Genomic DNA, 23,388 nt, shown 5'->3' on the forward strand with positions numbered 1-23,388 from the left:
CTCTTCCAATTGTCAGGGTGCGACACGTGTTAATGTACTAAATCTTCTACTTCCATCATTAGATTAGGAAATTCATCCCGAAACAGCGTCCAATCCGCAAGCATCTCAGCATCCGTTAATAAGCAATTATCAAGGGAATCCACAATTTCAGTACGATTCATGTCAATCCCGATGAACACAACTCTGTTGATCCTATCCCCATAGGTGTCATCCCAAATGGCCTGTAATTTGAACTCTTCTTCTAGGACAGCTGCTCTCTCCTCTTCAGGTAGGGCTGCGACCCATAAGCCTGCAGGTCCGAAACGGATAGAAGCACCCGCTTGGCTGAGGTTTTGGGCATAGTTCGGACGAGATGCCAGCCACATCATGCCTTTGGCTCTGACGATCTCAGCTGGCCAATCTGACATCCATTGGTGTAATCTCGAAGGCTCGAATGGTCGATTCCTTTCATACACGAACGAGGAAATGCCGTATTCTTCTGTCTCTGGGGTGTGCTCCTCTTTTTCCAATTCTCGTAGCCAACCAGCGGATGTGCTCACTTCATCGAAGTTAAATAGCCCTGTGTGCATAATTTCAGCTGGTTCTACCTCTCCATGGATGGCGCGAATAAATTTGGCCCGCGGTTGTAAGGCCCGAAGAACACCTTCAAGTTCATCCAAATCGTCTGTTTCCAATCTATCACACTTGTTCAATATAAGAACATCACAGAATTCAATTTGATCAATCAACAAGTCAACAACATCCCTCGTGTCGTCTTCCCCTACAGCTTGACTTCGTTCCAGAAGTGTTTCTCCACTACTATAATCTGTCCAAAATCGGAAGGCATCTACCACCGTAACCATGGTGTCCAGTGTACAAAACTGGGTAAGATCAATGCCTTGTTCTTCGTCTTGATAGGTAAAAGTTTGCGCAACAGGCAACGGTTCACCCACGCCTGTCGATTCAATCAGAATATAATCAAATTTATTTTCCTTGGCAAGTCGCTCAACTTCTTTCAACAAGTCTTCTCGTAAGGTACAGCATATACAGCCATTCGACATTTCAATTAAAGTTTCATCCGTCCGAGTAAAACCGTTTCCTTCTCTGATGAGATCAGCGTCGATGTTAACTTCGCTTAAATCATTCACGATAACAGCTACTTTTAATCCAACCTGATTATGAAGAATATGGTTTAATATCGTTGTCTTGCCGGCACCCAAATAACCGCTTAAAACCGTGACAGGTATAGTTTGCATGAACAAATCTCCTTTTAATAGTAATTTTTACGAATACATTTTAAATAAAAAACAAACTCTCGTTTGTATCTCAACTTAGCTATTCATCTAATGCTTTCTTCAATGCGTGAAGGTTGTTCGTCATAACACCAATATAGTCTAAATTATTCTTTTTATCCTCCGCCGTTAATCCTTCAAGTGGATTCAGTACATCTGTTTTGGCGTTGATTTCTTTAGCAATTGTTGCAGCAACTTTTGGATCCACTAATGTTTCAAAGAAGATCGTTTTTACTTGTTTCTCCTTGGCAAATTGAATGATGTCAGTCATTTGGCCAGGTGATGGCTCTTCTTCAGGTGAAAGACCTGAAATGGGGATTTGCGTTAAGCCATACGCCTTCGCCAAATAGCCAAATGCCGCATGCTGAGTTACGAATTCTTTGTGCTTCACATTCGCAAGGGTTGACCGAAAAGCTTCATCTAGTGCTTTAAGCTTACCGATATACGCATCAGCATGCTCTCTATAATCAGCCTGATGAGCAGGATCGGCCTGTATCAAGCCTTGTGCAATCGCCTCTACTTCCTGTTGGGCTAGAGTTGGATCTAGCCATACATGCGGATCGGAGTCATGGGCATGATCGTCATGATCCTCTTCATGATCCTCACCCTCATCTGGCACACCTTGCATGAGCTCAATCCCTTTGCTTGCTTCAATGACGACACGCTTCGAATTTGCAGCACTTTGCAACGCCTGTTCGGCCCATCCTTCAACAAGACCGTTGTAAACAAATACGTCTGCTTCCTTGACCTTTTTCATATCCTTGGCGCTAGGTTCCCAATCATGGGGTTCTGAACCTGCCGGTATTAAGGCAATGACATTCGCATGTTCACCTGCGATTTGCTTCGTGAATTCATACATTGGATAAAAGCTTGTCACGATATCGAGTTTACCATCGCTAGTTACGCTTTGTGATGAGCATCCGGCCAAAACCACAAAGGATACTGCTGTAATGGCGATTGATTTAGCTATAACACATACTTTCATACTAAAATTCCTCCTTGTAGGTTTGTAAGATAGGTACGCAAACCTTTTCTTCAACTATGAATTTATTCGTTGTTTTTCGTAATCTCATCAGAACTTTTTGAATACTTAAGCCAATGATAAGTAGGAGCAAGAGGATAATCGCAATCGTTCCTCCTGGCGGTGTGCTCAGTGAATAAGAAGCCGTAAGGCCTGAGAATACCCCTAACAGTCCCACGCCAATTGCAATTACAATAGCAGCCGTAAAACTAGACGAAATTCGGATCGCTAAAGCTGCTGGTAATACGATAAGGGATGAAACGAGAAGTACCCCCACAATCGGCATAGCAGCGGAAACGATCATCCCCGTTAGTACACTAAAACAGAGCGATATCCATTTCACAGGAATACCATTCGTCCTCGCGGTATCTTCATCGAATGTGATTTGATACAGTTGTCGACGGAACAGGTAAAAGAATAGGCCGCCAATGATCGTCACACTTCCCATAAGTACGAGTTCCGTTTCATTCACAGCTACAACCGAACCGAATAAATAAGCGGATAAACCTTTGTTCATACTGGGGCTTAAACTCATCAGAATAACAGCCGAAGACAGCCCACCAATCATAATAATGGCGATTGAAATTTCACTATAGGACTTATAAGACCTTCTGACGTATTCAACAATGACGGCACCTAGCGATGCTACCACAAAGCCAGCCAAGGTAGGATGAATATGGATAAAAGCACCACCCGCTACGCCGGCTAACGAAACGTGAGAAAGCATATCTGCCATAAGTGCTTGTCGGCGTAATATGAGGTAAACGCCGAGTACCGATGCGATGATTGCGATCAGCCCACCGGCACAAAATGCCCGTTGCATGAAGTCGTAGTGCAGCATTTCCATCCGCCCTCCTCCTTTCTCTCTAAAGTAACAATTCTGTTTATGTAGGGTGTGACTTCCTCCAACTGATGAGTGACCATAACAACCGTTCGACCAATCTTCACTTGTTGATGCATAAGTTGATACAAACCAAGGCGGCTTGCCAAATCCATCCCCGTCGTTGGTTCATCGAGCACGAGCATATCCGGCTCTTGCACTAGAGCCCTAGCGATGCAAATCCGCTGCTTCTGACCACCCGAAAGCTCGCCAATTCTTCGCTTGCGCAATTCCCACATACCCAATTGACGAAGAATCACTTCGGTCATCGTATCATCTTCTTTGCGAAGCTTGCGCAGCCACGGTCCTCGGGCAAATCTGCCTGATCGTACAAACTCCCATATGCTAGTTGGGAATCCGCTATTGAATGCAGCGATCTGTTGGGATACATAGCCTACACACAATTTTTCTCCTTTCTCATTGGTCGACGATAAGTACCTGTGACCTTTCCACGGTGCAACTAAGCCCAAAATGAGTTTAAGCAAGGTTGACTTTGCCGCACCATTCGGACCAATTACAGCAACGAATTCGCCAGACTGAATGTCCACTTGAGCATCTTGGATACAGGCGATATCCGTATATCCGAACTCCACCTGCTGTAAAGAGGCAAGTAACATCTGTATCAACTCCTTTATATTTAATGCGTAAAAATTACGATTATAGCATAGAATGAAATCAAAAGAAGATTGACCGTGTGTTATCGTTCATCCATCTATTTTCCGCTCAACCGACATTTAATAGTAAAATTTACGCTTTACCAAATGTAATATATCTTGGTTTTTCCACGGTGTCAAGATCTTGCTTGCAAGAATTAGCATCTTCGCATATGATTTTAATCGTAATCATTACTTTTAAGTCACAGTAATATAATGTTCAATAAAGGAGTTAACAGCTATGTTAAGTAACGTGTACCGCACAACCATGACCGTTCTTGCAACGCTCTGTCTCATTCTTCTTGTACTTCTTCTTAAAGAAATTGAATTCTTGTACAGCTTTTTTACCGTTGAACATCTGCAATCGTTTAAAACAATCTTCATTAGTCTTATTCTTGAAGCATTACCGTTCATTTTACTTGGTGTTATTATTTCCTCCTTGCTGCAATCATTCGTGCCAGAGACAGCCATTCGCCGCTTTATACCTCGGAACCCTGTGCTAGGTATTCTCTTCGCTTGTCTGTTAGGGTTACTTTTCCCCATGTGTGAATGTGGCATGATTCCGATCGTTCGCAGACTTATCCAAAAAGGAATGCCTATTTACATCGCAGTCGTTTTCATTGTTGCTGGCCCGATTCTTAATCCCATTGTCTTTGCAGCTACACTTATGGCTTTTCGTAACCAACCTTCACTTGCCTATTCTCGTATGGGACTTGCTCTCATTGTGACGATAGTGATCGGTTTGATTCTTTATCGATTCGTACGGCAAAATCCGTTAAGGAGCAGTCAAGGTCATGCATTCAATCATCACCATCATCATCATGACCATGACCATGATCATCACCATCACGGTGGCTTTTCAAGTAAAATAACGACATTCTTCGTACATACATCCAATGAGTTTTTTGATATGGGAAAATACTTAGTCTTCGGCGCTCTGTTAACCGCACTGATTCAAGTCTTTATGCAGCGGGACAACCTGCTTGCCATCGGGCAAGGCCCCCTCACTTCGCACATTTTTATGATGGGATTAGCCTATATACTTTCAATATGTTCAACCTCAGACGCTTTCGTTGCATCTTCCTTCCAGACTTCGTTTACATCCGGTTCGTTGCTTACCTTCCTAGTCTTCGGTCCTATGCTTGATTTTAAAAGTACGCTCATGCTGTTATCCGTATTCAAAGCAAAGTTCGTCCTACTTCTAGCTCTATTAATTGCTTGCACGGTTCTTATTTGTTCACTGCTTTGGGAGTTTATCATATAACCATTACGGGGAGGAATTCGTTTGAATCACATTCGGGTAACCAGCTTTCATCATGTCTTTCGCACGCTGATTTTACTTGGCTTTTCCAGCTACATTGTTGTCCTAACAAAATTAGATACACTACAGCTCTATATCGCTCCACGTATGATGATTTACGTCCAACTAGCTTCCGTTTTGTTGTATATCATTGCCTGTTTTCAAGGCTATCTGGCCCTTCGAACCTATTGGGGGAAACCAGTTGCCTGTGATTGCAATCCGTCAGAAACGCGCTCCCCCTTACGTCATGTTATGGCCTATGGGCTTCTTCTTTTCCCCCTAGTGCTAGGCTTCCTTCTGCCAGACACAGCCCTAAACAGCACGATGGTAGCTGCCAAGGGAATGAATCTTTCCGCTGCTACGTTGAGCATAGCTAGCACCCGAGTCGAGCCCAGCACGCTACCCAGCCAACCTGAGCCTGTCACGATACCAACAAGGCCAGCCTCTCCAATCCCTGCTCCAAAGGGACCACTGTCAGAGTCTGAAATCGAGCAATTATTTAAAGCTCCGGATGCATGGAATGAGGATTTTGCCAAAATGGGGGTGATTCTTTATCATAAGGATCGTATTATCGTAGACCCAGAAATCTATATGGAGATCTTATCGACCGTTGACCTTTTTAAGGAAAATTTTATTGGGAAAGAAATTGAATTAACAGGTTTCGTATATCGCGAGGATAAAATGAGGACGAACCAATTCGTTGTTGGTCGATTTGCGGTGAGTTGTTGTTCAGCGGATGCATCGCCTTACGGGGTATTGGTTGAATTCCCTTCAGCGCAAACATTCCCACAGGATATGTGGGTAAAAGTGACGGGAACCGTTCAATTTGGCAACTATAACAGCAACGAGATCTTCACGATTGCGGCTACTCACATTGAGGAGATCACGGCGCCAAGCTCACCGTATGTGTATCCGCATTTTGAACCCCTTACGGTACTCAAATAGCTGAGCAAGCAAGAGGTTTTCGCACACATCAATCTTTAAACAGCTCATCTAGAATCATTTTTCGATTGTCAAGAAATCGCTTTGTAATCATATAGTGCAGCGTTTCCTCGTACTCAATTTCAGTGATCGGCTGGTCATCAAAACTAAGAATTTGCGCATCTGGATAGCCAAGCAGTATTGGAGAATGGGTGGCGATAATAAATTGGGCTTCCTTCTCCAAATCTTTAATAACTCGCATGAGAGCTAACTGCCTTGCTGGAGATAACGCTGCCTCGGGCTCATCGAGCAGATAAATGGCCTTTTTCCCAAATCGATGTTTAAAAAGGGAGAGAAACGCTTCACCATGCGATTGCTCATGTAACGAGCGTCCACCATAATAAGGTAAGCTTTCTGGTATCGTGTCTAAATAACTGGCAAAATTATAGAAGGTTTCCGCTCTTAGGAAAAAACCATTTGTTATTTTCGGCATCCAAGACAGACGTAAGTGCTCCCCCAGAATGGAGTGAGCTGCATTGACATCATAGACATTATTTTTACCGCCACTAGCCGTGTTAAATCCGCATTGGTAGGCGATTGCTTCAAGAATCGTTGATTTCCCTGATCCATTCTCGCCAACGAAAAAAGTAACATTCTTCTCAAATCTGATGGAAGTCAACGATTGAATGGAAGGGATGGTGAAAGGGTATTTCGAAGCATCTATATTCGCTTGTTTTTGGATTTCTAGTCTTCTCAAATACATAATGTTCAACTCCAAATCATATTTCCAAGCTCTCCTTCTATTTTAAACTTTTATAACTCGAAGTAAAGAAATGCGCAATCCACAATAGTTAATAGCATTAACTATTGGTCATTTGAAACAAAAAAAGCCCGATTCCTCAGGCTCTTCCAGCACACTATTCCATATTAACTATTTCGCACCTTTCTGCAGAATGCCTATCGGTCCCGTCCATTTCGGAAACTCCAATTCATCCTGAAACACGCCTTGTTTAATGAGTTCCTTGCATTCAGGGTCCGTCATCGTTAGCGTATAATCTTCACCATTCTGACCGATTAGTCCCAAATGTCCCTTCGCTCGCTGAGAAACTTCTTCAGGATCAACAATATCTCTCAATATCGCTTCAAACTGAGCCAAACGTTCCTTATACTCAGGTATTTCAGCCAAATCTCGTAATTCCTGCGGGTCTTCCTGTAGATGAAATAAGGATGGACGGTCATTCACATAATAGGTGTATTTATAGCCATCCTTCACCAGCATATACCAGTCTTGCTTGAAAAAATTACCATGATATTCGGAGAATGCGTATTCGTTCCTACCCTCTTGCTCTCCCTCTTTCATCAAAGGAAGCCAGCTCTGGCCAGGGCGATCTGCCTCTGTTTCTAAACCAGCCATCTCCATAATGGTAGGGTACAAATCAACTAAACTGACCGGATGATCCATACGTTTTCCACTTGGCACGCCAGGCCCTTTCACGATTAAGGGTACGCCAACGGAAGCCTCGTAACTGCACTGCTTATAAAATAGGCCATGCTCGCCTAAATTTTCGCCATGATCCGACATATACACGATATAGGTGTTTTCGTATAGATTTTGAGCCTTCAATTCTGCGACGATTCTGCCAATATTATCATCCAAAGCCGTAATCATCCCATAATACGCAGCGATAACGTTACGCAGATTCTCTTCCGTAATCTCTCCAAGTCCGAGCGCATTCTGCATATTGCGTACTTGTGGATGTAGATGATCATTTGGAAAATGAGCATCATGCGGCAGCACTACACGATCAGGATAATACATGTCGTAGTATGGCTTCGGCACTTTATACGGCCAATGAGGATACATCAAACCAACGTACATCGCCCAAGGTGCCTGCTCCTCTTCCCCGCCTTTGCGCTGTAAAAAGTCAATCGCCCAATCCGTCACAACACGGTCATGATCGTAGAAGCCTAAATCCCGATTGTAGCCGGTATCACCATCCGTCACAACATCTTCCCGAATGCCAGCATTCAGGATATGCTGCCTTTTATCGACACGCACATGCCCTTCAAGACGTGAGTATAGCGGTGTCGTCCGTGGATATGGAGCAAACGCTGGGCGTTTCTTAATGATTTTATACTCCGTAAATCCACCGTCTTGATAGTCGCCGCAGAAATCCATTTTCCCAAACATCGCTGATGGTATACCCGCCTGATCCAACTTGCGTGACCACGTCATCTCCTCAGGGTCGAGTGGACAACCTAGAAACCAACTATCAATCTGATGCGGATATTTACCTGTAATGAAGCTCATGCGACTTGGCGTACACACCGGGCAATTACTATATGCGCTTGTAAAATGAGTTCCATCAGCCGCAAGTTGATCAAGGTTCGGAGTTTGAATATAAGGATGATCGCGATAACCCGTAATCAAGGGATGATGTTGGTCGCTGCAAATGACGACAATATTAGGTTTACTCATCGGTAGACACCTCTTTCTACTCGTTAATCGGGTTATAGGCCGACTACTGAAAAGCTGCGATAATGCGTATGGCTGCCCGCTGCATTGGAGAATCCAACCATCCCAGTCAAATAAGGCTGATCTTCGTCTAGGAAATCAAGCTGTTGGACACCATCTACGGTGATTTGGAAATGATTATGTTCCGCTCTAACAGCAATCACTGCTTCCTTTCCAATCTCCCAAGTGTAATTGGTCTCACTTAATATGCGATAGCCATTTTCATTCTTATACAACGTTAATTTGCCATTCGGTGCGAAACCTACGGCATAGGAACGGATACCTCCTTGCACACGAAAATTGATGTGATGTTGTTCCCCCAATTTAGGAATGACCGTGGCACTAAAGTCATAATTATCCCATGTTAGTAGACCTGTGTAGGCTTCCGCCGTTTCCCCGGCATAGCTACCGCTTAATTCCCCATCTTCCAGCGTCCAAATCCCGCGTAAGTAGGATAATTGGCTAACTTCGATGTGCAAACCGTTCCATTTCTCTAAGCGTTCATTGGCAAAATGAATCTCATAATTCGGTTTACCTGTGAATCGAATTTCGTCAATGTAACAGACCAAGCTGGGTCCTTTTTCATTTTTCCCGTCCATTGGTATGAGCTCAATACCCGCATGCTCTAAGCAAGCGTCCGTTAAAGGAGGAATTTGGAAGGTGATCTGTGCCCACTGATCAGCTATTAACTGCACAGCTTCCCCATAATGATAGGTGCCACTATTCCCATCCTTTACGTACAAGCGTGCCTTCACACGTTGGCCGCCAGCTGCAGGCAGAACCACCATGGCCTCCATCAATTGTCCTGGATAAAGGATAGGTGAGAAGCTTGGATCATACCGGCTATCGTTGAAATCATGCGGTCGATAGTAGGTTTGATGATACACACGGTAGGCACAGCCGCCTTGCACATTATTAAAATGTACTTTTAAGGAGCGTTGCCCTGAGGCAGACCATAGCTCTGAGTTTTCCAAGTAGCCGGTGACTGGTAAATTATCCGAGTGTTCCAAACGAAACGCATGCGTAGATCCTGGATATTCAAAATGAAATCTTGTATCCGTATCCGCAAAGATGCTTCCCCAAGGCTCAGGCGCTTCTTCTCCGGCAAGCTTATAGCCAATCTTCGCAATATAGGAAGCACACCAAGGAATATCAAGAATGTTGAGCGAACCAATGACGCTTGAGCAGCAAAGAAAATCATTAATTGGCTTCCGCCATTTATCATCAATACACGCAATGCCACCTCGAACGCCCATAATTGTGGCGATATTCGCTACATTACAATCGGTATCCCACCCACACATATTGCAAATGTTGATTGTGCTAGAGAAATCCCCTTTTCCATATAGAAGAGATAGAATCATAACAGCCGAATTCGGAATGATATGACAATGTCCTGGATATTTATCGTAGCCGTAGTTGTTTTTGACAAAATGAAAGGCATCGCGCCAATTATCCGGGTTCCGCTTATAGAAGTCGATAACTGCTCGAGTAACCTGCGTATAGGCACAATCTTCAGGGATAACTGCCAGTCCTTCTTCAATTATTTGTTCGATATCCTGCTCTGTGAAAGCGGCAGCGATGCATGCGGCTAAGAACATGCCCCCATATTTACCATTACCGTCGTGCGATACAGAGGCGATCTTCTCGGCGAAGTGTGCGGCAAGCTTTGGATTGCCAGGCGCGATAAGTCCCCAAACATCGATAAAAATTTGCCCGCCTATTTGTTCGGCGACTGCAAGACCGTTTTGTTCCGCTGATCCGGAGCGCGGTGCCATAATTCCATTTTTTAAATTTAAATACGCCGTATGTTCAGTTGATTTACCGTAGCCTCCCCACCAATAAAAGCCATGGCCATCAGGGGCATAATTCAGCCAGGTTAATCCCATTTGTTCAGCTGTAATACTAGTTCCACACACATAATCCTCTAACGCGCGCAGGAAGAAAATAGGCCCATTCGTATCATCATCTGCAGCAAAATTAATAAACTCATGCAGATAGTCTGTAATCTCTCCAAATGTTCGCTCAATGCGATCATACGTCCAGTTCTCAATGAGACCGCCATGTCTTACGCCTATCACTTTAGCTAACCAACCCGCATAGACTTTTTCGATGTAATCGTGCTGTAAAGCCATCTATCCTACCACCTTCGCTCATCTGGTATTGTTGAGAAACGCTTCGACTTCTTCCCTTGAAGGGATTGACGCTTGTGCACCATGTCTCGTTACAGAAATAGCTGCTGCCCCTGAGGCATAACGCAAGGCATCATGCACGGGCAGACCTAAACAAATGGATGCGGCATAGTAGCCGATGAAAGTATCCCCTGCTGATGTCGTATCCATGGCCTCTACAGAGAAAGCTGGCATGAACAAATATGAACCATCATTTCCCATATAGAGGGAACCATGCGCTCCTAGGGTTACGATGACCTCACGCACACCATATTCAATCAAAGTGCTTGCGGCGAGAATAGCATCTGCCTTACTATTGACAGGCTTGCCTAACAGATCGTGTGCTTCCGATTCGTTTAATACGAGGGCACCGATGAGAGGTAGAATCTCACTCGGGATCTGTAAGGCAGGTGCTGGATTGAGAACGACGGGGATGTTTCTCTCTTTCGCCATTTGCAGCACGTAGAGATTCGTTTCCCAAGGAATTTCATTTTGCAGGAGAATCACCTTCGCTGAATCGAAGGTAGCTGCGTTCATGTCCTCTGGCTTCACTAGCCCGTTGGCACCTTCTGTTAACACAATCTGATTCTGCCCAGCATCATTGACCATGATATAAGCCAAACCTGTTGGTCCTGGTTTGACACCAATCGCTTGCGTATTCACACCTTGCTGCTGCAAGGCTTGTAACACTTCGCTCCCAAACGAGTCCCGGCCTATAGCTCCAATCATCGTAACGGAAGCACCCGCCCGATTGGCTGCCACCGCTTGATTAGCCCCTTTTCCACCGTGATAGGTCACCATGGATTTGCATTTGATTGTCTGACCAGGTACGGGGAAATCCTCAACTCGACTAACCATATCCACATTAAGGCTGCCAACGACGATAATATCACTCATCGATATTTCCCCTCCTCCTCATGTGAGATCATTTTGCATTTTTACCCTTTTACAGATCCCATCAACATGCCTTTGTTAAAATATTTTTGCAGAAATGGATACACGATCAGCAACGGCAATGCAGTTAATACGATGGCTGCCATTTTGACGGCGGGACTAAACTCAAACCCTGTGGACATATTCTCCAAGCTATTGTTCGCTTCATTCATCATCTGTCTCAAGAACACTTGCAAAGGCCATTTCGACGAATCATTGATATACAGCACCGCATTAAAATAGGAGTTCCAGTTCTGTACCGCATAGAAGAGTGTGAACGTCGCAATGGCTGGAAGTGATAATGGGATGATAATACGCCAGAACAAGCGCAACTCACCACAGCCATCGATCCGTGCGGATTCCTCCAGCTCGGCAGGAATATTCTGAAAGAAGCTGCGCAAGACAATTAAATGAAAAGGTGCAATTGCACTACTGAGAAACAACGCCCAATAGCTGTTCAATAGATGCATACTTTTTACAACTAAGTACGTGGGTATGATCCCACCGCTAAATAACATGGTAAACAGAACCATAAAATTCAGAACTCTTCTACCCTTGAGCCAACGTTTGGAAAGACCGTAAGCCATCAGAGATGTCAACACCATATTAACCGTCGTGCCTTGCACTGTAATAAGCACAGCGTTTTTGAAAGATGCCATGAATTGCGGGCTGGTCATCAAGTAGCCATAAGCGTTCACTGTCCAATCATACGGGATGAGAAAAAATCCCCGAGTAAGTATCTCCTCTCTGGATGCAAAGGAAGTCATGACGACATAGAGAAAAGGAAATAATACAACGATTACGCTAAGGACTAGCAGAAAATTGATGAGCAGTGTAAACAGGGGATCTCGGCCTCGTGCATTGAACGTTTGCATGCTAATACACCCCCTCCTGCCCAAATGCTTTAGCCAAACGATTCGCCAACAGAATCAAAACCAAACCAATGAGTGCTTTAAAAATCCCAACTGTTGTGGAGTAGCTGAAATTACCCTGCAGCACCCCGTTACGATACACATAGGTGTCAAAAACATCCGCTACACTCAAATTCACTGGATTCTGCATAAGGAGAACATGCTCAAAGCCGAGCTCCATAATTTGACCTAAACGCAAGATTAGCAGAATGACAATGGTGGATTTCAATGCGGGCAAAGTTACATGCCAAACCTGTTTCCATCGATTCGCGCCATCAACAACAGCAGCTTCATAGAGTGTTGGATCAATGGCAGCTAGCGCCGCAAGAAAGATAATGGCATTCCAACCCGTCTCTTTCCAAATATTCTGACCAACATAGAGCATGCGGAAGAAGCTCGGATCTGTCATAAGCTCAATCCGGCTAAATCCCATACTATCCAATAAATTATTAATGCCACCATCCTGTGTGGCAAACAAGACAACGGTAATACTCATCACGATGACCCAGGAAAGAAAATGAGGTAAATAGAGTATCGTTTGCACCGTTTTACGAAACCACGCACGACTGACCTCATTTAACAAGAGTGCGAAAAGAATCGGTGCTGGGAAAAATAAAAACAAATTAAGTGCGCTGAGAATAAGCGTATTGCTAAGGAGCGTTAAAAAATCTGGATCTGTAAACAACCGCCCGAAATTATCCAAGCCGATCCAGGGACTTTCTTTAAATCCTAGGAATGGATCAAACTCTTGAAAAGCAATGACGAGCCCAGCCATGGGAATGTATTTGAAAATGACGAAAAACAGAAAACCTGGCAAAATCATCAGATACAAAGGAATTCCGCGTTTCCATGCTGATCTCGGCTTCCATCGCATGCCTTGTGGAAGAGACGGCGGTCGAATGACATCTACTTGACTATTCCTTTTCATAAGTCTCCTCCTCGGAGCAGAAATGAAACTTGAGGGAGAGGTCCTTCCGAAGGACCTCCTATCGCCTATTTCGTTTGCAGATATGCTTCGTTATATTCCTTCGTAATTTGATCACCGCCATCTTTCTTCCACTGCTCAACAGCCTGATCAATGGTATCAAGTGGCTGCTCTCCCATGATGACCTTCAGCAGCGTCGTCATGAACTTCTGATCGATCGTTGCCCCTGACTTCGTATCCGTAGGTGATTCTAGGCCGGCTGCCAGATTCGGCCATTTGAATGGCTCGCTATTCTTGAACCACTGATTCACATTATTCACCAGCGTGGTGTCATCCCAAAGTCGAATTTGGGTATTCACATCGAATCTACGCAAATACCAAGCGGAGATTAAGATCGGACGTTCTTTATCAAACGCTTCCAATTTGACATACTTATCGCCGTCTTTTTTGTAATGAACCCCTTCAATTCCATTCTTCGTTAGTGTATTTCCTTCGTCTGATACTAAATAATCAAACAGTTTCATTAATCTATCTTGCTTCTTCAGATCACTCTTCGCATTAATCACAATTCGTTGTGTGATCGCATTTGTTGCGGTACCTTGCAGTCCTGTCGGCCCTTTTGGCGGTAACAGCTGTACGGTTTCTGCTTTAGGGTCAATTTTTTTCAAATTAGGGACAATGGTTTGATAAAAGACGTTGGGTACGACATCATCCACGCCAATTTTACCCGCTTCATATTTGTCCTGTGGATCTTTCACTTTATTAATCGCAAGATCTTTATCCAACACGCCTTCCGCATACGCTTTGGCCATGTAGGCAGCGAAGTCCTTCAGCTCTTTGTTCTGCACATGCCAGCTAATCAACTTGCCGTCTTTTAATCCCCAAACGTCCACTAGGCCAAAAGCCGCTTTCAATTGATCCACATGTTTAAAATCGGTCTTGTTCGCAACCAATGATGCGGAGAAGCCGTACGTATCCTGCTTGCCATTGCCATCCGGATCTTGCGTCGCAAATGCTTTCGCAACTTTATAAAACTCATCCGTCGTCGTTGGCATTTGCAACCCTAGCTTATCCAGCCAATCTTTGCGAATACCTAAAGACGTCTGTGTTTCAATTTGATAATAAGGAACGCTGTAGTACTTCCCTTTCGGGCTCATAAATTGCAGTTGTTCTTCGCCGCCTAGCTGCTTCGCTAAATTCGGATATTTACCCAAGAGTGGTTTCAAGTCAAGGAATACACCTTTATCACGCCACTTCAGGAAATCTTCTTTTAGGAGTAAAAAGGAATCAGGAAAGTCACCAGATGCTGCCAACACATTCAACTTTTCTTTGTAGTTGTCTTGTGAAATCCATTGAAACTTGAGATCGATATTGAATTTCTTATTGAGAAAATCAATCATGGAATTGTTCGCAGGCCACCCACCGCCTTCATAGCTGATCGTCATGATGTTCAGCTCTAGCTTTTCTTTCAAATCGTCTTGGGGATTGGCTGAAGCTGCGGCTGTGGATGCTGCCGTTTCCTTAGCCGTTGATTTCGGGCTTTCTGTCGACGTTGTTGTCGAGGTATTGCTCGAACATCCGGCAACCACACTTGTGGATAGCAGAATGGCAAACGAAATAGAAATCCATTTTTTCACTCGTATTCCCCCTATTTGCATCGTTATTGGATACATCTTAATTATAATCCGCTCATAGGCTCATTTCCTTGCCTGAAATTACGATTTCCAAATGGATTCTACTCAGTTTATGACGTACGTATAATCAGATCTTCTGATGGGAGTTGACGAGGAAGCGGAATACGCAGTGAAATGACTGTACCTCGACCAGGAAATGAATCGATATGAATGCCATAGCCAACGCCATATTTCAACACAAGCCTCGTATGGACGTTGGTGATCCCTAGCGATTCACTTTCCTCATAAGGTGGTATTTTCAAAGATGAAATGGCCGTTAATCTCTCTTCCATCTCCCTTAACTTTGCTTCGTCAATACCAGGGCCGTTATCGGCAATTTCAATAACCAAGTCCTCTTTATCGTCATAGGCGCTGACAATAATAACCCCCTTGCCCTCCATAGGTTCAATGGCATATTTCACTGCATTTTCGATAATCGGCTGCAAAATCAATTTAACTACCGAACAGGAATGGAACTTCTCGTTGACGTAAAGTCGACTTTGGAAATTGTTCGGAAACCGAATATGAATGATTTCTAAGTACTTCTGCAGATGCACCATTTCTTCGCGTAACGTCGTTTCTAGACCGCTATAGCGCGCTGTATAACGATAAACATCGGCTAAATTGCCAGCCATTTTCTCGATCATCGGCATTTGCTCCAAATAAGCCATGCTTTGAATAATACCTAGCGAATTGTAAAGCAAATGTGGATTAATTTGATTTTGCAACGCTTTAATCATGGCTTCCTTCTGCAGCAGTTGGGACTGTACTTCTTTCACACTAAGACTAACATTGGATTCGAAAAGCTCCTCTAATCGACTCACCATGATATTAAAGCTGTGGTTAAGCTGTTGGAACTCATCCAGTCCAGGAACAGGAGCTGAGCGTACGCTTAGATCTCCCCCGGCAACACGGCGCATTAAGTTTTTTAAGGTTACAATGGGCTCGACGAATCTTGCGGATAGGAACGGTACGATGAATAGGATAAATAACGCGATCACGCCTAGAATGGCAAGTGTCGAATTCGTTGCTAATTGCAGTTCTCCTGCCATTTCCTCAAAGGGAACTAAGGCAACGATTCGCCAATGTGTGCTATCAGAAATAACTGTAGCGATTAAGTAATCTACTCCGTGAAAGGTTTGAATCGCCGCACCTTGTTGTTTCGATATTTGCAGTGATCCCAAGTCCGTCTTGTCTATCAATAACCCGTTCCATTGATGATTCGCATGATACACAATCGTATCATTGTCAGAAAGAATGAAGAAATTGCCGGTTTCACCCAGCTTAGAGCGCTGGAACGCTTGATCAATTTCCGTTAACGAAATATCGATGACCAAATTTCCAATGAGATCGGTTGTATCCACGCTAAAGATTGGCAGCACAATCGACAATACGCCTTCCCCCATACTGCCCGGATACTCGGCCAAATGCGTTTGTATGATTGATTTCTTCGCTTGCAAAGGCCTTCCAAACCAAGGTTCGGACGTATAATCATTATTTCCCACATACGATTGCCGAATGGATACGACCTGATGATCCCGATTTATGAGAAACATGTTCTGTATTTCGGGGAAATTTAATGCGACATACCGTCGAAGTTCTCTTTCAATATTTTCAACATTATCCAGATTAGGTTCAGATGGCTGCTCTTTGTGATCTAACCAGTTTTGCACCGTATTGCTTTGAATCAAGGTACTAGAGGAGCGTTGGAATTGTTTAAAATAATAATCCAAGAAATAGTTAAGCCGGTTCGTCGCTTCATTCGAGATATTGAAGAAATCCTTCTTAACCGCTTGGCCGTAGTAATAGTGAGAACTGAGTGCCAGTAATAGCACAGAGGCTATACTGACGCTCAGAAATGCGAGGACCATCTTCGTCCTTATGGGCAATTGGTGCAACCATCGTGTTTTTATCATATACCTAGACTCTTTCTATACTCCAACGGTGTTAAGTTCGTTATTTGTTTAAACGTACGGTTAAAATAGGGCAAAGAAGCAAATCCTACATGGTCCGCGACCTCGTAAATTTTCATTTCAGGAACAAGCAGCAGCGATTTCGCCTTCTCAATCCGAAGTTGATTGACATAATTTAAATACGTCAGGCCGGTAGATTTCTTAAATAACGCACTAAAATAAGAAACACTGAGATGGGCCATTTCTGCAGCTTCTGACAGTGTATACGTATGCGCGTAATGCGTATCAAGATGGTCACAAACTTTGCGAATCGCCATTTTCACATGTTGATTGGCATATTGCGGGTAGATCTCATTCCAAGCTTCGATGAGCCGTTTGAAGTGGCGATACACCTCCTCTTTGCTGTCTACAAGCAAGGGTAAGCAGTTGAAATCTCGGTTTACACCCTGAATCAGTTCATTAAAACGACTCGACAGCATGCGGAATAAATTATTTCTTACGTCTGGGGAAATGCGAAGTTGAAAGGTCGCTTGGAGAACGCTTTCCATCTGGTTTGGCAATTCTTGCTGTGAAAGCTCCGGGAGTGAGTCCGCAAATTGTTGTAAGCGCGTTATCGTCTCTCTCGTGCCTGTCATGCTAGCTAAACGCTCTGCCGTTCTACGTAATGCACCATGGAGTTCATCCTCGTTCAGCGGCTTTAACAAATATTCAAAAATACCAAACCGCATAGCTTGCTTAGCATATTGAAAATTATCATAGCCACTGACGATAATCGTAGCCATCGGCAGTTCATGCTGATAAACTTGCTCAGCTAACCAGAGGCCATTCTGGCGAGGCATCATGATATCAGTGATCAGGATGGACGGCCAACATTCTTGTATGGACTGCCAGGCATCTTCTCCGTTTCCCACTTCACCGACCACATGAAATGCCGGACTGAGCTTCTCCACCATTTCACCGATCGCACTGCGTATCCATAGCTCATCTTCAGCGATTAAGACATCGAACATGGCTATGCACCTCTTTTCATTTAATTTCTTTGACCTCAGGCCGCAGACCTACTCGTTCATATTGTTCGGAAGGCGCGTCACTCTCTTGCATGATTTGCAGCATGTGTCCTATCATTTTGGCCTCGATGTTCTGATCTTGGATGGGTAGCTGTTGCCTTGGATCTTCTTCGGTATCAAAAAGCAGTGTTCCAAACTTATGCAGCTCATTGTGTGGATTGGCACTTATCTTCATCGTCTTCAGCTGTTTCGTGAATGCGAATGGCTGCGCTAGCTCAAGACTTTTCAACTCGTCGATCGTAAATAAACGTCGCATGTGGGACGGCATCAGTGTGTAATTGAACAGAGGACCATTTTCCGGAGCTACAGGAGCTTTCATATACACATAACGACCATCCGTGCAGTTGATATGACCGCCATGAATGCCGAAGAGTGCCGCATCTCTAACGGGATAATTAGCAGCGATCGACGCTTTCAACGATTTCCCCTGCATATCATCTGGTATTTCAACACCAAAGAATTCTAATAAAGTCGGAGCCATATCAATCATTTGTACGAGGCAGTCTCGGCGCTCCCCAGCTTTCTTACTTCGTGGGTCCCATATAAAAAGTGGCGGCCTAGCGATTTCATTGTAAAATGGTTGAATATTCTTGGCCCACCAATCATGTTCGCCCATCAGGAAACCATGATCCGAATTGACGATGAGCATCGTATCCTTCCAGAGATCAAGTTCATCCATTAGATCCAGCACTTTGCCCAAATGATAATCACACATGCTTACAAGCGCTGCATATTCATATCGAACATGCTCAACTTCTTCAGGCGTTTCCTCAATTCGGCGGTATGGCGGCCAATCGAAATGTACGCCCTGATAATCATGCGGGTACATATCGCGGAATGATGGATGAGCAAAAAAAGGCTCATGCGGATCAAAGGTCTCGAGCTGCAAAAACCAGTTATCCTCCGCCACATTCTTGCGAATAAATTCAGTACCCAGTTCGAATGTTAATGCCTGTGGAAATTCCGGCAAATCCTTTACATATTGACGATTAATCCAGTCCTGTGTAACCATTCTACCTGCATGATGTCCACCAAGTCCGGTCGTATGTCCGCCTTTATAAGCAGGGGTTTGTGGATCTGCAATTTCCCCTTTCCACGGATCACCTTCCTGACCTCTAATGAATTCATACGTGTTATAGCGATTATGATACGTTGCCCCGCCGTCTTCCCAATAATGCTGATGGTCCGTGACGAGATGTGTATAGACACCATTCTGCTTTAAAATCTCAGGCATAGAATCATCAAATGGCTCTAAAGGTCCCCAACTGCGATGTAAAAAGTTGTATCTCCCGGTGTGAAGCTCTCTCCGCGCTGGCATGCAAGGCATACTACCAACGAAAAAGGTATCGAATGTAACACTCTTTGCAGCAAGACGTTCAAAGTTTGGCGTTTGGATCCAGCCCCCATAGGGTGGAAGCATGTGTCTGTTCAAAGAATCAAACATAATCATGATTGCTTTCATTCGTCTTTCGCGCAGGTAAATAAGGTGAGGTGAGAACTGCCTGCGCTCCTCCTTTTCATTTGTTGGTTGAAGCATCATTCTATGTAAGCGCGTTCAAGTGTATTGTAGCATAGACTCTTTCGGCGTATATATAGATAAAATCAGCAAAAAAAACTAAGCGCCATATAAGCAGCTTAGCTCTTTATTTAATACTAGGGGGATTCCCCTTATCCTTAAAGTTCGATGATCTTCGTTGCAACGTGATGGCAAAATTCGGCGTCATGCTCAACGAAAAGAAGGGTTGGCGCGTATTGGATCAGCAATTCTTCAATCTGCATGCGTGATATGACATCAATAAAATTAAGCGGTTCATCCCAAATGTGCAAATGAACGTTTTGACTCAGACTTTTTGCAATAAGGACTTTCTTTTTCTGACCGCCGCTAAAAGTGGACATATCCTTTTCGAACTGCACTCTGGCAAAATCCAGCTTTCTTAGTATGGCCTTAAAAAGACTCTCATCAATCCCATTTTGCTTCGCGAAATCCGTCAAATTGCCCTGTAAGTGAGATGTATCTTGTGACACATAGGAGATCTGAAGCTGGCTTCCCTTTCGGAAGGTTCCCGAATAGGTGATGTCCTGACCGCATAGCAGCTTAATTATACTTGATTTGCCTGAGCCATTTTGACCTGAAAGTGCAATTCGCTCACCTTGCTCAATTGTAAAGTTGACATTCTGGCAAACGACCTTCTCGCCGTAATATATGGACACATTCTCAAGCTCAGCAAGTTGGTTTCTATGATAGGCAAGTTGAGATATCTTCAAATCATCTGCGCTTTCCATATTTCGAAGGAGCTTCGATTTCTCGTCGATGGCTGTTTGCTGTCTATTCTCAATGGATTTAGAGCGTTTCATCATTTTGGCCGCTTTGTGACCAATGTACCCCTTATCCACCTTGGAACCTGAATTTCTAGTACCATTTTTGGTTTTCTCAACTTCATGTGACCAGTCACCCGTTCGTTTCGCAGAATCGGATAGCCGTTTAATATCCTTCTTCAGCTTTTCGTTTTCTGCAAGCTCGAACTGATCTTGCCGCTGTTTATTTTCCCACCAATCGCTAAAATTACCTCTTTGAATGTCAATATTCGTCTTGTTGATGGAAAGAATATGATCGACACAGTTATCCAAGAAAGCTCTGTCATGCGACACTAAGATGAATCCGCTCTTAGATTTGAGGTAGGAGCTGACCAGCTTTCGAGCTTTCATGTCCAGATGATTGGTGGGTTCATCAATCAACAGAAAGCTATTTTCCTTCAGAAATAGTGCAGCCAACAACACTTTCGTCTGCTCTCCATTGGATAATGAATCAAAGGAACGATACAGTACATCCTCAGAAACCTTCAACAAGGAAAGCTCACGCATTAATTCCCAATGTTGATAATCTGCTAAAATGTCATTGATAATATCAATGGTATTATGTCCCTTATTGTTCACTTTAAAAGGAAAATATTCAAAACTGACATTTGCGGAAATATGTCCGCTGTATTCATACTTCCCAAGCAGTAAGTTGAGAAAAGTTGTTTTACCTCTTCCATTTCTTCCAGTAAACCCTAATTTCCAATCGGTATCGATATGAAAATTGACATCCTCAAATATATAATCATAGCTGCCATCATAGGCAAACGTGAGGTTTGTAACTTGTATTAATGACATAATTGAATCCTCCTAACCACGCGTGATGCTGAACCCATCATATCATAATAGGATTTACCATTTCGAAGGAAAGGATAACTATAGATAAACTATCCTTCTCCATTCAGATACATTTGTTTACATTCAGTTTAAAAAGGTACGTTACAATCACGTTATCAATTGTTCTTTAGGAGGAATTATATTGGATGCTTCACAACGAAAAGAATTCGCACAGCATGGCGATTGGGCTGTCGAAGCGAATGGACTTGTCAAAACGTTTGGAGAAAATCGAGCGGTAGATGGTGTGGACTTGAAAGTAAAAGCAGGTACGATTTACGGCGTACTTGGCCCGAATGGCGCGGGTAAAACAACCACCATCAATATGCTTGCGACCTTACTACGCCCCGATGCGGGATCTGCGAAAATCTTCGGATACGACGTCGTGAAGGAGTCACAAATCGTTCGTCAATTAATCGGCGTAACAGGTCAGTACGCATCTGTCGATGAGTCGTTAAGCGCGACAGAAAACTTGATCATTTTCTCCCGTCTGCTTGGGCTCAGCCGTAAAGAAGCTCGTCAGAAGTCAGACGAATTGCTTGAGGAATTTGGATTAACAGAGGCTGCAAAACGTCCATTAAAAAATTTCTCCGGCGGTATGCGCCGCAGATTGGATCTAGCAGCAAGTCTTATTGCCCAGCCTCCACTCATCTTCTTAGATGAACCGACGACCGGGTTAGACCCGCGTACACGTGCTCAGATGTGGGAAACAATCCGTAGATTGGTAGACACAGGATCTACGATTTTGCTAACTACGCAATATCTGGAAGAAGCAGATCAACTAGCTGATCGAATCGCGGTTATTGATCGCGGGCGCGTCGTCGCTGAGGGAACCGTAGATGAACTTAAAGCTTCTGTGGGTACGTCTTCCTTGCAGCTTACTGTCCAGAATCCGCTAGACATTGAGCAAGCTCGTAGAACGGTTGAGCAAGTTCTCCACGTAGCTTCTACTGTGGCCGCTGGTCAAATCTCGGCTCCAATGGCGAACGCCGATCGTGTCACGGACTTGCTGATCTCCCTGCGCGAAGCTGGCATTCACTTGGCGGAGTTGAGTGTTCAGAAGCCGACACTCGATGAAGTATTTTTGACCATTACAGGCCATGGCGTCTCGGAGCAAGATTCAGAAACGTCTGATTCATCAAGTAAGAAACAGGAGGCACGTGTATGAGTACATCAATTAAACCCGTATCCGAGCGCCATTTACGAAACCACACCAGCTTCCGTCAGTCCGTACGTAATTCATTAACCATGGCTTACCGCGGATTGCTAAAGATCCGTCGTACACCTGAACAATTGTTCGATGTCACGCTTCAACCGATCATCTTTACTTTGATGTTTACCTATATTTTCGGCGGAGCCATCTCCGGTGATGTCGTGAGTTATTTACCTGTCATTATTCCCGGCATTCTCGTTCAAACCGTGATCACCACATCCATCGTTACGGGTGTCCAGTTACGAGAGGACATGGATAAGGGTGTATTCGACCGATTCAAATCATTGCCCATTGCCCGAATAGCTCCACTCGCGGGAGCCCTATTGGCTGACACCATACGTTACACCATCGCGACGGTACTTACCTTCTCCATGGGCTTCATCATGGGTTACCGACCTGAAGGCGGATTAGCCAACGTTGCCATCGCCGCGCTGCTTGTCATTTTCTGTTCATGGGCCATTAGCTGGATCTTCGCATTCTTCGGCGTCATTGCACGTACAGCATCCAGTGTTCAAGGGATCTCGATGCTCGTCTTATTCCCACTTACGTTTCTATCGAATGCCTTCGTACCGGTCGACACCATGCCGAACTGGCTTCAGTGGTTTGTCAAAATCAATCCAATCTCGCACCTTGTCTCCGCTGTCCGCCAGCTAGCGAATCAAGGAACTGTTGGTTGGGATCTAACGATCTCCCTTTTCGGTGCGATCGTGATCGTGGCGATTTTTGCACCAATTACGGTGATTGCGTATATGCGCCGGACATAGTCGTTGAACGAAAGAGGCTATTTCAAAAGTCGATCTAGACTTTTTGAAACAGCCTTTTTTTTTACAAA

The 23,388-nt window shown here is 44.2% G+C and carries 19 protein-coding genes; 4 read left to right on the forward strand and 15 right to left on the reverse strand.

Features of this window, described 5'->3' with window-relative positions; genetic code table 11:
• Positions 1-29: 29 nt before the first annotated feature.
• The 4 genes from AC58QM_RS21850 to AC58QM_RS21865 all read right to left on the reverse strand — a co-directional run bounded on the left by AC58QM_RS21850 (position 30) and on the right by AC58QM_RS21865 (position 3,789).
• Entirely contained in the window at positions 30-1,235 is a 1,206-nt protein-coding gene (locus AC58QM_RS21850) for a GTP-binding protein (protein ID WP_497286965.1), read from the reverse strand.
• 79 nt (positions 1,236-1,314) lie between these two features.
• A complete protein-coding gene (locus AC58QM_RS21855) occupies positions 1,315-2,256 on the reverse strand; it encodes a metal ABC transporter substrate-binding protein (RefSeq protein ID WP_497286966.1) in 942 nt (313 codons plus the stop codon).
• 1 nt (position 2,257) lies between these two features.
• Complete coding sequence (locus tag AC58QM_RS21860; protein WP_497286967.1) at positions 2,258-3,139, reverse strand: metal ABC transporter permease; 882 nt, start codon at positions 3,137-3,139, stop codon at positions 2,258-2,260.
• Positions 3,085-3,789: a metal ABC transporter ATP-binding protein gene (locus AC58QM_RS21865; protein ID WP_497286968.1), complete on the reverse strand. Its 705-nt coding sequence runs from the start codon at positions 3,787-3,789 to the stop codon at positions 3,085-3,087. The genes AC58QM_RS21860 and AC58QM_RS21865 overlap by 55 nt, the downstream gene beginning before the upstream one ends.
• A gap of 277 nt (positions 3,790-4,066) precedes the next feature.
• On the opposite strand from AC58QM_RS21865, the gene AC58QM_RS21870 reads away from it, so the two are divergent.
• Entirely contained in the window at positions 4,067-5,089 is a 1,023-nt protein-coding gene (locus AC58QM_RS21870) for a permease (RefSeq protein WP_497286969.1), read from the forward strand.
• Positions 5,090-5,110: 21 nt separating this feature from the next.
• Positions 5,111-6,070 carry a TIGR03943 family putative permease subunit gene (locus AC58QM_RS21875; RefSeq protein WP_497286970.1) on the forward strand — a complete coding sequence of 320 codons (960 nt, stop codon included), beginning with the start codon at positions 5,111-5,113 and terminating at the stop codon, positions 6,068-6,070.
• Between the two features lie 28 nt (positions 6,071-6,098).
• On the opposite strand, the gene AC58QM_RS21880 is transcribed toward AC58QM_RS21875, so the two are convergent.
• The 11 genes from AC58QM_RS21880 to AC58QM_RS21930 form a co-directional block, all read right to left on the reverse strand.
• Positions 6,099-6,809 (reverse strand): AAA family ATPase, encoded by a 711-nt coding sequence (locus AC58QM_RS21880; protein WP_497286971.1) that lies wholly within the window; start codon positions 6,807-6,809, stop codon positions 6,099-6,101.
• 168 nt (positions 6,810-6,977) lie between these two features.
• Positions 6,978-8,525 carry a sulfatase-like hydrolase/transferase gene (locus AC58QM_RS21885; protein WP_497286972.1) on the reverse strand — a complete coding sequence of 516 codons (1,548 nt, stop codon included), beginning with the start codon at positions 8,523-8,525 and terminating at the stop codon, positions 6,978-6,980.
• A gap of 32 nt (positions 8,526-8,557) precedes the next feature.
• A complete protein-coding gene (locus AC58QM_RS21890) occupies positions 8,558-10,696 on the reverse strand; it encodes an ADP-ribosylglycohydrolase family protein (RefSeq protein WP_497286973.1) in 2,139 nt (712 codons plus the stop codon).
• Positions 10,697-10,714: 18 nt separating this feature from the next.
• Positions 10,715-11,629: a ribokinase gene (gene rbsK / locus AC58QM_RS21895; protein WP_497286974.1), complete on the reverse strand. Its 915-nt coding sequence runs from the start codon at positions 11,627-11,629 to the stop codon at positions 10,715-10,717.
• Positions 11,630-11,670: 41 nt separating this feature from the next.
• A complete protein-coding gene (locus tag AC58QM_RS21900) occupies positions 11,671-12,540 on the reverse strand; it encodes a carbohydrate ABC transporter permease (RefSeq protein WP_497286975.1) in 870 nt (289 codons plus the stop codon).
• A gap of 1 nt (position 12,541) precedes the next feature.
• Complete coding sequence (locus tag AC58QM_RS21905) at positions 12,542-13,504, reverse strand: ABC transporter permease (RefSeq protein WP_497286976.1); 963 nt, start codon at positions 13,502-13,504, stop codon at positions 12,542-12,544.
• A gap of 65 nt (positions 13,505-13,569) precedes the next feature.
• Positions 13,570-15,138: a type 2 periplasmic-binding domain-containing protein gene (locus AC58QM_RS21910; protein ID WP_497286977.1), complete on the reverse strand. Its 1,569-nt coding sequence runs from the start codon at positions 15,136-15,138 to the stop codon at positions 13,570-13,572.
• A 107-nt stretch (positions 15,139-15,245) separates the two neighbouring features.
• The gene (locus tag AC58QM_RS21915; RefSeq protein WP_497286978.1) at positions 15,246-17,090 is read right to left on the reverse strand and encodes a sensor histidine kinase; all 1,845 of its coding nucleotides are present in this window, start codon (positions 17,088-17,090) and stop codon (positions 15,246-15,248) included.
• The gene (locus tag AC58QM_RS21920; RefSeq protein ID WP_497286979.1) at positions 17,087-18,097 is read right to left on the reverse strand and encodes a response regulator; all 1,011 of its coding nucleotides are present in this window, start codon (positions 18,095-18,097) and stop codon (positions 17,087-17,089) included. Before AC58QM_RS21920 ends, AC58QM_RS21915 begins: the two co-directional genes overlap by 4 nt.
• Before the next feature lie 16 nt (positions 18,098-18,113).
• A complete protein-coding gene (locus AC58QM_RS21925) occupies positions 18,114-19,616 on the reverse strand; it encodes a sulfatase (RefSeq protein WP_497286980.1) in 1,503 nt (500 codons plus the stop codon).
• Between the two features lie 212 nt (positions 19,617-19,828).
• Positions 19,829-21,307, reverse strand: a complete 1,479-nt coding sequence (locus tag AC58QM_RS21930) for an Lsa family ABC-F type ribosomal protection protein (RefSeq protein ID WP_497286981.1) — start codon at positions 21,305-21,307, stop codon at positions 19,829-19,831.
• Between the two features lie 181 nt (positions 21,308-21,488).
• Between AC58QM_RS21930 and AC58QM_RS21935 the strand changes: the two genes are divergently transcribed.
• Together AC58QM_RS21935 and AC58QM_RS21940 are read left to right on the forward strand one after the other, a co-directional pair.
• The gene (locus AC58QM_RS21935) at positions 21,489-22,511 is read left to right on the forward strand and encodes an ATP-binding cassette domain-containing protein (RefSeq protein ID WP_497286982.1); all 1,023 of its coding nucleotides are present in this window, start codon (positions 21,489-21,491) and stop codon (positions 22,509-22,511) included.
• Positions 22,508-23,320, forward strand: a complete 813-nt coding sequence (locus AC58QM_RS21940) for an ABC transporter permease (RefSeq protein ID WP_310224346.1) — start codon at positions 22,508-22,510, stop codon at positions 23,318-23,320. Before AC58QM_RS21935 ends, AC58QM_RS21940 begins: the two co-directional genes overlap by 4 nt.
• Positions 23,321-23,388 lie beyond the last annotated feature (68 nt).

It is taken from the genome of Paenibacillus sp. J22P165 (assembly GCF_059692015.1).